The following is an 11,814-nucleotide window of genomic DNA, read 5'->3' on the forward strand; positions in this document are numbered from 1 at the left end:
GGCGCGCACACGATGCTTTTTTGGTGGCGCCAGCGTCAAGAGTGGCTCTGACTTTTTTTCTTAGAAGTTCGGTAAAATACGAACATTGGGACGAACCACTTCAAAGGCCACTAAGAACCAATCGGACAAATGGTAAGAGTTGTTTATACTTAAAACCTATCTATCACTGTTACTGCAAGGAATAGCGACACTACGGCGATGCTTCTAGAATCCGGCCTGTTTTTAAATAATGAACTTTTCCCGAAAATATTATAATAAAGTTCGTAAAACGTCTGGTTTGCCGAACTTGTGAATGCTATAATAAAAATTGCTGAACACAGCAATAAACCGTTTTTTCTTGAGGAGGAGCTATTTTGTTTAAGAAAGTTTTGCGTTTTGCGGGCGTTTTGGGTTTGGGCTTGGCGTTGACTGCCTGCGCATCTGACACCAGCACCACTGGTTCGAAGTCTGGTGCTGATTCCGGCGCGTCAAAGAGTATCGACAAATTGTCGATCGGATTTGTCCCATCTCGAGATCCGGAAGAGATTGTTTCCGCGACCAAGCCGTTGAAGGATCTTTTGAAGAAAGAAATGAAAAAGCAAGGCTATTCGATCAAAGACGTGGATATTTCTGTGGGAACCAGCTATGAAGCTGTTGGCGAATCCCTGTCATCAGGCACTTTAGATGTGGGCTTCATTCCTGGTGGGACTTATGTTTTATACGATGATGGCGCCGAAGTGCTCCTGGCGGCGACACGGGCAGGCTTGTCTAACGACAGCGAAGATCCGGTCAAATGGAACGAAAACAAGCCGACTAAGAAGACCGACAAACAGGCCGCTTCTTACCGGTCATTGCTGATTGCCGGACCTTCAGCGAAGGGTCAAGCCTTAGGCAAGAAAATCAATTCCGGCGAGAAATTGACTTGGGATGATTTGAACAGCGCTTCTTGGAGCGTGATGAGTTCCTCTTCATCAGCAGGTTACATTTACCCAAGTCTCTGGCTGAAAGATCATTACAAGAAGAACATTTCCGATTTGAAACACATCGTCCAAGCCGATTCATACGGCAGCTCTATGGCGCGTTTGGCTGCGGGTCAAGCCGATATCATGGTTGCGTTCGCGGATGCGCGGATGGATTACGAAAAACAATGGCAGAAAGAATATGGCCGCAAAGCCAGCATCTGGGATGAAACCAATGTTTTGGGTGTGACACCACCAATTTACAATGACACGATCTCCGTCAGCAAGAATTCTAAGATCATGAACGCTGGTTTGAAGAAGGCCTTGTCACAAGCCTTTGTCAACATTGGCAAGTCAGAAGAAGGCAAGAAAGTGATCGCGATCTATGCCCACGAAGGCTACAAGAAGGCGACTTCCGCTGATTACGATAATGCGCGTGAAGCCCAGAAGCTAGTCAAAGCGGCGGCTAAATAGCCAAATAGGCGTGCGGGCTGCGCATGATGTTTTAGCTTGAAAGACTTTTAAAATCAAGATCAAGAGCCTGATCGAAGAAAGTGAGACCCTTGTTGGCCAGCAGCGTGTTGGTGCGACCTTGCGTCTCACTTTTTGCCGAATACGTGTCCGGTCGCGAGGTTGGCGTGCACGGTGATCAGGGCGAAAATTGAGAGGAACAGAAAATGATCAAATTTGAGAATGTATCAAAAATCTATCCCAACGGTCACGTCGGTCTAAAAAATGTCGACCTGCAAATCGAACAAGGCGAATTTGTGGCGATCATCGGTCTTTCCGGTGCGGGGAAATCAACCTTGTTACGCTGCGTCAACAAAATGCATGACATCAGTTCGGGAAAATTGACTGTCAATGGCGTTGATGTGACCCAGCTGAAGGGTAAGGAGATCCGGCGTTTCCGCAGTAAGATCGGGATGATTTTTCAATCCTTTAATTTGATCACGCGGACGACTGTTTTGGGCAATGTTTTGGTCAGTTTGGTGCCTGAGCTTTCTTGGTGGCGGCGTTTGTTGGGCGTTTATCCGGCCACGGCGAAGATTGCTGGCTTGAAGGCGTTGGATAACGTGGGTATCTTAGATAAGGCGTATACCCGGGTGGACCAGCTTTCCGGCGGTCAACAACAGCGGGTGGCGTTAGCGCGGACACTGGTTGGCGATCCGGACATTATTTTAGCGGATGAGCCCGTGGCGGCTTTGGATCCGGTCACGGCTAAAATCGTGATGGATGATTTCCAACGGATCAACCGCGAAATGAATATTTCGATTCTCTTGAATATCCACCATGTTGATCTGGCCGTTGCTTACGCCGATCGCATCGTTGGGATCCGCCAAGGGGAGATCGTTTTCGATGGGCCGACTAGCGCGGTTACTCAGGAAATTATCGATGAGATCTATCAGGGTCATGGCTCTAGCTCGATCAAAGGGTCAGCGGAACCGGTGGCGGCGGAGGTAGTTGTCGATGCGTAAACGAACCTTAACGCTACCCAATGGGAAAGTGGTCACGGAACAACGCTCCAAAGTGCCGTTGATCTGCGCGATCCTGTTGGTCTTTATCATTGTGGCGATGCGGGTCACCCACTTCAGTTTCCGCACCTTGGCCACTAATGGTCATCAATTCTTCGTGATCCTGGGGGCAATGTTTCCACCCCACTTGGATTTCTTGAACCGAGTCTGGCAACCGCTGTTTGACACCATCAAAATGTCCTTCCTTGGGTCCTTGCTGGGCGCGCTGGTAGCCGTTCCTTTGGCGGTGTTATCGGCGACGAATATTGTCAAATCAAAACTACTTTCCGGCTTTTTTAAGTTACTTCTCAGTATCATGCGGACCTTGCCCACAATCGTAATGGCCTTGATCGCCACGTTTATTTTCGGCTTAGGAACAATGGCGGGAACGTTGGCGATCTTTATCTTCACTGTGTCTTATGTGGGCAAACTGACTTATGAGCAGATCGAATCCTTGGATATGGGGACTTTTGAGGCTTTGGAGTCCTTGGGATTGACCCGGTTGCAGGCCTTTCGCTACGGGATCGTACCGCAGATCCTGCCAACTTATTTGTCCACCTCACTGTTCAGTTTCGAAGGTAATCTGCGCTATGCGGCAATCCTAGGTTACGTTGGTGCCGGCGGCTTGGGGATCATTCTCAATGAGCAGTTAGGTTGGCGTGATTATGGCAACGTCGGGATGATTTTGACGGTGCTGATCGTCACTGTGGGCTTGATTGAATTAATCAGTCAAACCGCGCGGCAGAAATTGCAGTAGGAGGGACAAGCGCATGAGTGAAATGATCGAATTAAAATTAAATGAGCAGCCTTCCAAAAAACGGCAGTATCTGCTTTTAGGGGGCATCATCCTGGCGATGTTGCTCTGGTCGCTGACGGCGATCACGTTTTCGGCGCCAGATGACGGCGGCGCTAAGATCGCTGGTAATATCATCAAGGGGATCCTGAGCCCGGACATGCAATTGCTCTGGAATTTCACCAGCCAGGGTGTTTTCTATTTATTGTTTGAAACGATTTGTATCGCCTTTTTAGGGACGATCTTCGGGGCGATCCTTTCGATCCCCTTCGCCTTTTTGATGGCGCCTAGTGTAGTGCCGAAGCCGGTCTACTTGATCACGCGCTTCTTGGTGGTGGTGATCCGGACGATTCCTTCATTGGTCTATGGCTTGATGTTTGTCCGCGTTTCCGGCCCAGGACCATTTGCCGGGGTGTTGACCATGTCGCTGACCTCGATCGGCATGGTTTCCAAGTTGTATGTGGATGTGATCGAGGATATCGATCGAGGCATTCTTGAGGCGATGGACGCCATGGGATGCACGACTTTTGAGAAAATTCGCTTTGGCATCATTCCACAATTGATCGCCAATTTCAGCTCGATCACGATCTATCGTTTCGACATGAATCTCCGGGACGCGACGATTTTAGGCCTGGTGGGCGCCGGTGGGATTGGGTCACCGCTGATTTTCGCGATGAATTCCTATCGTTGGCACCAAGTCGGCTCGATTTTGATCGGTCTAGTTATCTTGATCTTGATCGTTGAAGCCATCTCCAATAAGTTGCGAGCGAAATTGGTTAATGGCTAGGATTGCTTTTCAGAATCCCCGCCATACTTGAACACAGCAAAAAAGGCAAGTCCATTTTATTCTGGACTTGCCTTTTTTGGTCTAACCGATGCGACCCGATAGTTCGCGGTTAGCCTAGATACTTACCAACGACCTGTAGTTTGGGGAGGACTGTCTTCAAATGGGGCGCGTGGGTGATTGCCTCACTGAGATCCTGACCGGCCACATTGCCGTGGTGGTTGGGACCAGCCCAAGCCGCCATTGGAGTCAGGTCATAAACCAAGCCGTCGATCGCCGCGTATTTCTCTGGGCGGATCACGCCGTTGTATTCCGCTAATTCCGCTTTCGTAAAGGTGCGTTCTGTCATGTTGGCACACTCCTTATCAATATTGTTCACTTTCATTATATAAGTCCGCCTGTTCATTGTAAAAAGAAAGCGCTTGTTGCCTTTTGGAAAATTGAGTCGTTTGGCCACGGCTGGCGCTGCGCGGGGCGTTGGTGGAAGGCGAGTGTGGTGGGGCTCCAGGTCGGGCTGGGGGTGGTGGAACGCTGCGGGCACGATTTTGAGCTTTTCGGAAGGGCGCCGAAAATCTCAAAACTCGGCCTTATTGTAGGCGATAAATCGCCAACAATAATATCGCGGCTGACTCACCCCCAGCCCGACCTTCCGCCAACGAGTGAACAGCCCACCAACGCCAGAGTGTGAGCCGACCCGGGTAGTTCCTGAGCATTAGCCTAGCAATTGTTTTGAAAGCTGCGCTTTGCTTTCGGAGCAATTGTGTAGCTAAGCGCAGGGAGCTGGATCGGTGAACACGTTTCAGTGCGGAACACAACGGGTTGACTTCGAGCGGTTAACCTAACCAGGATTTTGGAGACCTGCAAAGGCGATTTTGAGACGAGAGTTTTTATTATATCAGGACGAGCAATCAAGTTCATAAACCAGCTCAGCGAAGCCGTAAAAAAGAGTGTACATTCAAGCAAGTGGCCGCGGTGTGTGCAATAGGTAAATGAAATTTGAGGGTTATGATATTGCCATTAAAGAATCTGCTTGTGCTATCCACGGACAGAATGCTTCCAAAAAAGATGTGTTAGTTGGCTATGACGGTGTTGACATATGGTTATGATTAGAACATAATTTCAAACGAATGATCCTATATTAGGAGATAAAGTGTCATGAAGGATAAATCTAATCTGGATTCTAATGTGGTTGGGTGGAGAGGACGCTAGGATTCAAATTAAATGCCGTAAAAAGCAGTGTCCGATTCATTTCCAACAATCAGCTGTTTTGCATTTGGCCCAATCAGACTATCGGTTTGGTCACAGCGCTTAAGTGGCTCAAGGGACCAATGTTTAAGTTAGGAGGATAAATTATGCGCGCACGAGTCATCCTATATGATGAGCGTACAAATTCAGTCTTGCTAATTGCTCGGAAAAAGGGCAATCAGCAGTACTGGACAATTCCTGGAGGCGGGGTAAAAGCTGGCGAAAGTGTTACCCAAGCGGCCGTTAGAGAAATTAAAGAAGAGTTGAATATCTCGATCGAGGAGACGGCACTTAACTTTCTGTTCACGGCGGCTGACTTGGCAGAGCCACAGCGGATTTACCTTGCTAAAATTAGTCGGTCGCGCTATAATTCGCCAATTATTCACGGTGAGGAAAGAGAACGAATGTCTGCGGAAAACATCTATTCTCCGGCCTGGCTAATCGTCGACAAGCTTGAAACAATCAAACTCCAACCAAGTTCTGTCCAAGCGCGTCTTTGCCATTACTTTTTCAACTTGGATAAGCTGACCACTTATCCTCAATAAGCCCCATTGAAAGTAGTCATGGTAGGGTGTCACAGGTTCCAGTATTGAGTGGCGTATTTAAACATTTCATCGATTTCGGAGCGCCTAGAACGAATCAATTGATTGACAAATTTGGTCGGTAGCTCATCATCGGTTTTCTTAGGTAAATACTCGAGTTGATCATTGACTCTGATCGAGTAGGTAACATGATTTTTGTCCGTGAGCTGTAAACCGATTTTGGAATCACCCACCAGAGAAGGCCAAATAACGAAGGCCAGGTCATCTTCTGGATTGGCAATGGCCAAGTTGCCAGTGAAGGAGAGATAGGCTGGTTTTTTAACACTGAGATTATATTTCGGGGTGGTCTTCAAATAAACGCCATGAGTTTTGGGGATGTTTTGTGTGTAGACCGCATATTTAAAATGATAGACGCCAAACCAAGCGGCATTTAATAATAGAACCAGTGCGAGCAGGGTGTAGGCGATTATTTTCCACGGATTTCTTTTCATAAGTCAACGATCCTTTCTGCCTGTTGTTTGATCCTTGGATCATGGGTGACCACGATCAGCGTCTTACCCGCTTGATTGAGCTTTTTCAAAATGGACATGACCACGTCCGCGTTTTTGGCGTCTAGTGAGCCGGTGGGTTCATCCGCAAGAATGATCGAGGAACGTTTCAACATGATTCTGGCCAGGGCGACGCGTTGCTGTTCACCACCAGATAATTGATAAATTTTACGGTTCAGGAGTTCCTTGATGCCGACTTGGGTTAGCGCGTCTGCGATCGTTAACTCAGTTCGGGTCTTTTTTTGGATCAATTCTAGATTCTGCTTGACGGTTTTATTCTCGATCAAAGCAAAATTCTGGAATAAAAATGAGACAGTATTGCGGTAATATTCGGTTAGGTTTTTCCGATTGGTAATATCTCGATCGTCAACGATGATTTGACCCGAATCCGGTCGTTCCAAGCCGCCTAGCAAATTCAATAGGGTCGTTTTGCCCGCGCCGCTGGCACCAGAAAAGACGACAAATTCTCCAGTGCCGATCGTTAGGTCAAGATCATCAATGATCGGAACGGAGTCAAACGTTTTAGTTACATGGGTGAGTTTTATCATAAGGCACCGCCTTTTAATGTTTTGGAAACGCGCTCTTGATCTAACTTCCTAATGGTCAATAAAACGATCGTTAAGTCCAAGATCAGGATCACCAGACAGGCTACGATCACAAATTTGGCTTCGGTAATGCCCAAGGATTTCCAGATAATCAAACTGCCGATGAGTGTTAAAGCATGGGTCACTAGCGTTAGGAGAAACATCGTTTTATGACGTCCAAAGATACCGTATCCGAGAATTTTCTTGAGAGAAACGGTCATGGCATTGATCGAATATTCCAAGCGCATGATCGCTAGGATCGTCGTGATCTCGATCAGAATGATCAAGATGCTTAAACCGATCGCTAAAGCCATGGTTCTTTGGTAGGTCAACAAGTAGTGCTGGTAAATACTGCGCACATTTGTTTTGACAGCTAAGTCATTGCCAAGATCATGGGTCCTGACAAAATCATTAAATTCGCGCGGAGAGATGCGATACATCAGATCGTAGGCATAATAGGCTCGAGCAGCCTGCATTTCTGGATCACCAAGACCATCATAAAAATTATTAAAGATAATGACGGGATCATGCAATAAATTGCTTTTGCCCAGGTTTGACAGGCTGTTGATCGCAACGAGGTCCGCATGGCTTGAATAGGTGCGCCAGATTTGCTCGTGGTTCTTTAACACGTGATTCTGGCGATTGAACAGCAGGATAGACTCTTTCTGTTCCCGAGAAAGCCGCACCCCTTGAGGAACAAAATAGTAGGTCGCTTTATTTAGTTTGGAGAAGTGGCTATCGGGAACTTGCTGGGTCAAATAATCGGCGGCGTTGATATTTGCCATTAAAATCGGGGCGCCGATTGTGTTGGCCATATTCGAACAGTCGGTCAGCTGGAGTGCTGCCGTTTTATTTTCTAAATAGAACGTTTCGCGCAGTTGACCGGATGCCAAAGAGTTGTCTTGGAAGACATTATTCTTGGTAAGCGTGGGGGGAATATGCAATTTTACATATGAGTATTCCCGGTGAGCCTCGAAGAACGCTGCCTGTTGTTTGAACCTCGCGCCTGAGTGAATGATGCTCAAAGTCCCTGATAGGACAACGATCGTTAGCAGCAGTGAGCCGAGCTTGAGCACATAGCTGATCGGTAACAAGCTGTCAACATGGCGGTTATTGTTAAAAACCAAATGCGGATCAAGCTTGAAAAGGGAAAGTTGGATAAGGGCATTTACGACCAAGAAACCTGCAAAAATCGGGATGACTTGAGCGAGGCCAAAACCGGTGTTTGTCAGCAATGCTGAAACTGCGTAGGCGGCGAAGAATAGACCGATTTCAATCGTTGAATCGATCAGGATCCCCCGCCAGATGTAGGTGTGGATATTTTCGCCAAGGACGATCCTGACCGCCACTTCCTTGCGCGAGCGAGCCACACTAAAACAGGCCAAGGCAATCAAGGGGAGCGCCACCAGGATCCAAGCGATCCGAATGTTTTGCTTGACCGATAACTGTGAGCCATTATATTTAGGAAAATTCCCGTGATATTTATCGATCAACTGTGATTTAAACGCCCGCATATCAGCCACCTGACCGATCAGACAGTAATCTTCTTGCTTCTCCCAATGTTTCAGCTTGGTTAACGGCCTGATCCTAACCGAAGTCGTGCCCATGATCAGACTTTGATAAGTCCCTGATTTGAGAAAATAAGATTTCTTTAGTTTTGTACCGGTGGTGGAAGTTCCGTAAATCTCAACCTTTGATTTGAGCAGGCTTTGTGTGGTTTTATGGATCGTGAGGACATCGATATGGTTCTTCTTGGCCGTGCGGATAACGTCGCGTTGCATTTCCTGATCGCCAACGTTGCGCGGCTTAAAGAGGGTCGTTTGGTAAAAGGCGCCTTGCACGTCATCCAGATAACCCAGATACATTTCGCCCATAAATATAAAGGCGGCCAGGAACAGAATGAATGACAGAATATACCTACTGATCTTCAACAAATCACTCCCGCTACTTAAAAAACCCCTGAGCCGGCTCATTGCCCATGAGACACTCAGGAGCTTTTTTGAAGATGTTTTTAGAAACCAAAGACCTTGATTATATTATGTTTTATTTTTCTGAATATTAGGCGGAGATCGAAGCAGAGAAAGCCCATCGGAAACTTTGACATTGGCGACGGCTGATAGTCAGTCCCACACTGAGCTTATGAATTTGCCGCCGCCTTCACAAAGAAAAGCATAACATACAAGCCGGTGACTGTAAACGCTTTATTCGCAGAATCTTATTAATGGATTCATTTGCTATTTTAATTTTTACCGGTATCAATTCACCCATAAGTTATGCAGTCATTCTTAATACTAAAAAGGTCAATTGGATTTGGGTAGATTATCTTGGTCTTGATTTGAAAGCAATAGTGCAGCAGCTAAAGCAATTCTGCGCTGATCACCGTTTCGGCAAATTTCAGGATCAAAGAAATGCGCGGATCGATCGGGTATAGCAGGCGCTGGTCTTTTGTCAGTCATGTTCCCACCAGAAATATCTTTAAGAGGATCTTGATGATCACGCGGGGAAAAATCTTTTCCAAGAAATTGAAAATAATTGTTGACCGCAACCGGTTTATCCCATATAATTAGTCTTGCTGTTATGTTAATGGCCCCTTGGTCAAGTGGTTAAGACACCGCCCTTTCACGGCGGTAACATGGGTTCAAATCCCGTAGGGGTCATTGGAGGTTTAGCTCAGCTGGGAGAGCGTCTGCCTTACAAGCAGAGGGTCACAGGTTCGAGCCCTGTAACCTCCATTTTTTTATTGGTCCCATGGTGTAGGGGTTATCACGCCTGCCTGTCACGCAGGAGATCACCGGTTCAAATCCGGTTGGGACCGTTAATTAAAACCGATTCGAAAAAAGTTTGCCACTGTTTCGTTGGCAAACTTTTTTCGTGTGCTCATTTTCTAGGCTTGATCGAAATCAAACCACAGGACACACCGGCGCCAGCCGTTTAACTGGAACTGGTCATTTTGATCCCGACGATCCCGATCAGCAAAAAGCCGATAAAAAGCCAAGTCAAGGGACTGATCTGGTCCTTGAACAGCAACCAACCGATCAGGATCGAACCGATGGCGCCAATTCCGGTCCAGATCGGATAGGCCAAGCTCATCGGCAAACGCTTGATCGCTTGCGCCAAAAAGAAAAAGCTGGCGATCATCCCACCAAGGGTCAGTAGACTGAAGCCTAGGCGGCTGAAGCCGTGGGATAGTTTCATTGTGGTGGCCCAGCAAATTTCGAAGAGCCCTGCTAAAAGTAAATAAAGCCAAGACATTTTTATTTCCTCCTTGAAGCCCCGTATCGCCGTTTTAAAACAAAAAAAGAGTAGCGATTCCTTCAATGACCTGATGGAATCGGTACTCTTAGCTACCCGGTGGCAGATTGTTTTTTGTTGATCATTGAATTGTAGCAAAGTTGGTCGGGAGGGTCAAGCTTTAATTTTTATCAAAGACAACCAATCCTTTCGTCAACTTGAATGCTGAAGTCGCTGGTAAGGCATGGTTTTATGATGAACGTTGCCTGATTATTTTTTTAAGTTTTTTGCAAAAAATGTTTTGCTAGGCACTTTCTGGCTTAAAAATGATTATGATAAGGGTTAATGATTTTCATCCGGGGATAAACCCCGGTCAAGGAGGTAAATTAACATGGTTCTTGCTGATGACTCTCAGTCAAATCAGCACTACTGTTCCAACTGTGGTGCACGTTTGACTGGGTCGGAAAAATTCTGTCCTCATTGTGGTGTTCAATTAGCGTTGGACCAAGTTACCCACCCAAATGAGGGGGCTAACGCCGACCAACCCTTATCACGAGTGGCCCGCCGCCAACAAGCTCATTTCGACGGGGCCAACGAAGCAACGCATGATCTTGGGACCAGCCCAGAGCTAGCTTCGACAACGGAACCAACTGTTGGCGAGGCTGCGTCTGGGCCGGTTGCTGGGTCAAACCAGTCGACCCCAAAAGCGCTTGCTGCTCAGTCCGACCGCGACGTTTCACCACAGTCCAGCGCGCCGAGTTCACCGGTCAGGTCATCAGACCAAGTCAGTCGGCGCACGACCACCACGAAGAAAGTGACCAAGAAGAAGACCAAGCGCCGCCGCCAGCACCATTTACCGCAGGCACATCTACCACATTCACGCCGCCAAAAGCAGCGCCTCGATTGGGGTGTGTCCGGGATCTTGTTGCTTCTTTCGGGCTTGTTGGTGCTTTATGGCACCTTGGCCAGTAGTTTTCTCAAGACGCCGCCCACGAGTTTGTACAACTTGGTCACCACGGCCGGCGCTGCCTTGGGGATCGCCAGTCAAACGGCAACAACGGTGGCCGCGGCGACCGGTAATGCCGCGCAAAGCTTGGCGCTAGTGGCTAAGTTGTTGGTGTTGCTGCCGATCACGGTGGTGGTCTTGGGCTTATTGCGCAGTCGCTGGGCCCGTCTAGTGGCCGTGGTTCTCGCCGTCATTGAATTTGGGGCTTTTGTCGCTGTTGGTTTTTACGCTTCGCAGCTGGCCCAACGGTATTTAGGGGTGCAAGCGGGCAACTTCTTTACGACGCTGTTCAATCAGCGCGGCCAATTCATTGGCACGGCTGCCTATGCGTTGGCATTGGGCGTGGTCGGGTTGTTTCTGTTCGCCTGGGGTCGTTTGCTAAAGCGTGATCGCCAGTTGCGGTAGCAGTAGGCCGGCTAGCAACCCAGCCATTGATTCAGCCGTTGATCCAGTCATTACTGTGGTAGGGCGTGGAAGTGACGCCTGCCTGTTGACTGAGGTGCCCGTGCGCTCACTTAAATTAATATCCCCAAATGTTGACCTGCTTTGAACATGATCATAACCACCCGTAAAACGGGTGGTTTGCTCCAGGGCTATAAGCCCTATGTACTGGCCAGCGTCTCAAGGCGCTG

The 11,814-nt window shown here is 47.9% G+C and carries 11 protein-coding genes and 3 tRNA genes; 9 read left to right on the top strand and 5 right to left on the bottom strand.

The window, feature by feature from the left end; translation table 11 throughout:
- The first annotated feature begins 353 nt into the window (after nucleotides 1-353).
- The 4 genes from OCU21_RS10160 to phnE (OCU21_RS10175) all read left to right on the top strand — a co-directional run bounded on the left by OCU21_RS10160 (nucleotide 354) and on the right by phnE (OCU21_RS10175) (nucleotide 4,029).
- Entirely contained in the window at nucleotides 354-1,412 is a 1,059-nt protein-coding gene (locus OCU21_RS10160; RefSeq protein WP_373875487.1) for a phosphate/phosphite/phosphonate ABC transporter substrate-binding protein, read from the top strand.
- 203 nt (nucleotides 1,413-1,615) lie between these two features.
- A complete protein-coding gene (gene phnC, locus OCU21_RS10165) occupies nucleotides 1,616-2,413 on the top strand; it encodes a phosphonate ABC transporter ATP-binding protein (RefSeq protein ID WP_261807296.1) in 798 nt (265 codons plus the stop codon).
- Complete coding sequence (phnE, locus tag OCU21_RS10170) at nucleotides 2,406-3,206, top strand: phosphonate ABC transporter, permease protein PhnE (RefSeq protein ID WP_261807297.1); 801 nt, start codon at nucleotides 2,406-2,408, stop codon at nucleotides 3,204-3,206. The genes phnC and phnE (OCU21_RS10170) overlap by 8 nt, the downstream gene beginning before the upstream one ends.
- A 13-nt stretch (nucleotides 3,207-3,219) precedes the next feature.
- Complete coding sequence (gene phnE, locus OCU21_RS10175; RefSeq protein WP_261807298.1) at nucleotides 3,220-4,029, top strand: phosphonate ABC transporter, permease protein PhnE; 810 nt, start codon at nucleotides 3,220-3,222, stop codon at nucleotides 4,027-4,029.
- Between the two features lie 109 nt (nucleotides 4,030-4,138).
- Here the strand turns inward: phnE (OCU21_RS10175) and OCU21_RS10180 are convergent, their stop codons facing one another.
- The gene (locus tag OCU21_RS10180; RefSeq protein WP_125599033.1) at nucleotides 4,139-4,375 is read right to left on the bottom strand and encodes a cytochrome b5 domain-containing protein; all 237 of its coding nucleotides are present in this window, start codon (nucleotides 4,373-4,375) and stop codon (nucleotides 4,139-4,141) included.
- Nucleotides 4,376-5,378: 1,003 nt separating this feature from the next.
- On the opposite strand from OCU21_RS10180, the gene OCU21_RS10185 reads away from it, so the two are divergent.
- Complete coding sequence (locus OCU21_RS10185; protein WP_261807299.1) at nucleotides 5,379-5,816, top strand: NUDIX domain-containing protein; 438 nt, start codon at nucleotides 5,379-5,381, stop codon at nucleotides 5,814-5,816.
- Nucleotides 5,817-5,845: 29 nt separating this feature from the next.
- Here OCU21_RS10185 and OCU21_RS10190 read toward each other — a convergent pair whose 3' ends face one another.
- The 3 genes from OCU21_RS10190 to OCU21_RS10200 are packed head-to-tail and all read right to left on the bottom strand — an operon-like array spanning nucleotide 5,846 to nucleotide 8,876.
- Nucleotides 5,846-6,304, bottom strand: coding sequence for a hypothetical protein (locus OCU21_RS10190; RefSeq protein WP_261807300.1), 459 nt, complete (start codon nucleotides 6,302-6,304; stop codon nucleotides 5,846-5,848).
- Nucleotides 6,301-6,909, bottom strand: a complete 609-nt coding sequence (locus OCU21_RS10195; RefSeq protein ID WP_261807301.1) for an ABC transporter ATP-binding protein — start codon at nucleotides 6,907-6,909, stop codon at nucleotides 6,301-6,303. The genes OCU21_RS10190 and OCU21_RS10195 overlap by 4 nt, the downstream gene beginning before the upstream one ends.
- A complete protein-coding gene (locus tag OCU21_RS10200; protein ID WP_261807302.1) occupies nucleotides 6,906-8,876 on the bottom strand; it encodes a bacteriocin-associated integral membrane family protein in 1,971 nt (656 codons plus the stop codon). Before OCU21_RS10200 ends, OCU21_RS10195 begins: the two co-directional genes overlap by 4 nt.
- A gap of 654 nt (nucleotides 8,877-9,530) precedes the next feature.
- Between OCU21_RS10200 and OCU21_RS10205 the strand changes: the two genes are divergently transcribed.
- The 3 genes from OCU21_RS10205 to OCU21_RS10215 all read left to right on the top strand — a co-directional run bounded on the left by OCU21_RS10205 (nucleotide 9,531) and on the right by OCU21_RS10215 (nucleotide 9,760).
- Nucleotides 9,531-9,602: transfer RNA gene (locus tag OCU21_RS10205), tRNA-Glu, on the top strand.
- Between the two features lie 2 nt (nucleotides 9,603-9,604).
- Nucleotides 9,605-9,677: transfer RNA gene (locus OCU21_RS10210), tRNA-Val, on the top strand.
- A 10-nt stretch (nucleotides 9,678-9,687) separates the two neighbouring features.
- A tRNA-Asp gene (locus OCU21_RS10215) sits at nucleotides 9,688-9,760 on the top strand.
- 116 nt (nucleotides 9,761-9,876) lie between these two features.
- Here OCU21_RS10215 and OCU21_RS10220 read toward each other — a convergent pair.
- A complete protein-coding gene (locus OCU21_RS10220) occupies nucleotides 9,877-10,197 on the bottom strand; it encodes a DMT family transporter (RefSeq protein ID WP_125599039.1) in 321 nt (106 codons plus the stop codon).
- A gap of 370 nt (nucleotides 10,198-10,567) precedes the next feature.
- Between OCU21_RS10220 and OCU21_RS10225 the strand changes: the two genes are divergently transcribed.
- Complete coding sequence (locus OCU21_RS10225) at nucleotides 10,568-11,587, top strand: zinc ribbon domain-containing protein (RefSeq protein WP_261807303.1); 1,020 nt, start codon at nucleotides 10,568-10,570, stop codon at nucleotides 11,585-11,587.
- Nucleotides 11,588-11,814 lie beyond the last annotated feature (227 nt).

Origin of the sequence: Lapidilactobacillus luobeiensis (assembly GCF_024345205.1) — a bacterium.
Taxonomy (GTDB): Bacteria; Bacillota; Bacilli; order Lactobacillales; family Lactobacillaceae; genus Lapidilactobacillus; species Lapidilactobacillus luobeiensis.

Coding starts and splice junctions, on each gene's coding strand:
- phnC (WP_261807296.1), top strand. CDS start 1,616: ATGATCAAATTTGAGAATGTATCAAAAATCTATCCCAACGGTCACGTC.
- phnE (WP_261807297.1), top strand. CDS start 2,406: ATGCGTAAACGAACCTTAACGCTACCCAATGGGAAAGTGGTCACGGAA.
- phnE (WP_261807298.1), top strand. CDS start 3,220: ATGAGTGAAATGATCGAATTAAAATTAAATGAGCAGCCTTCCAAAAAA.
- OCU21_RS10180 (WP_125599033.1), bottom strand. CDS start 4,375: ATGACAGAACGCACCTTTACGAAAGCGGAATTAGCGGAATACAACGGC.
- OCU21_RS10185 (WP_261807299.1), top strand. CDS start 5,379: ATGCGCGCACGAGTCATCCTATATGATGAGCGTACAAATTCAGTCTTG.
- OCU21_RS10190 (WP_261807300.1), bottom strand. CDS start 6,304: ATGAAAAGAAATCCGTGGAAAATAATCGCCTACACCCTGCTCGCACTG.
- OCU21_RS10195 (WP_261807301.1), bottom strand. CDS start 6,909: ATGATAAAACTCACCCATGTAACTAAAACGTTTGACTCCGTTCCGATC.
- OCU21_RS10220 (WP_125599039.1), bottom strand. CDS start 10,197: ATGTCTTGGCTTTATTTACTTTTAGCAGGGCTCTTCGAAATTTGCTGG.
- OCU21_RS10225 (WP_261807303.1), top strand. CDS start 10,568: ATGGTTCTTGCTGATGACTCTCAGTCAAATCAGCACTACTGTTCCAAC.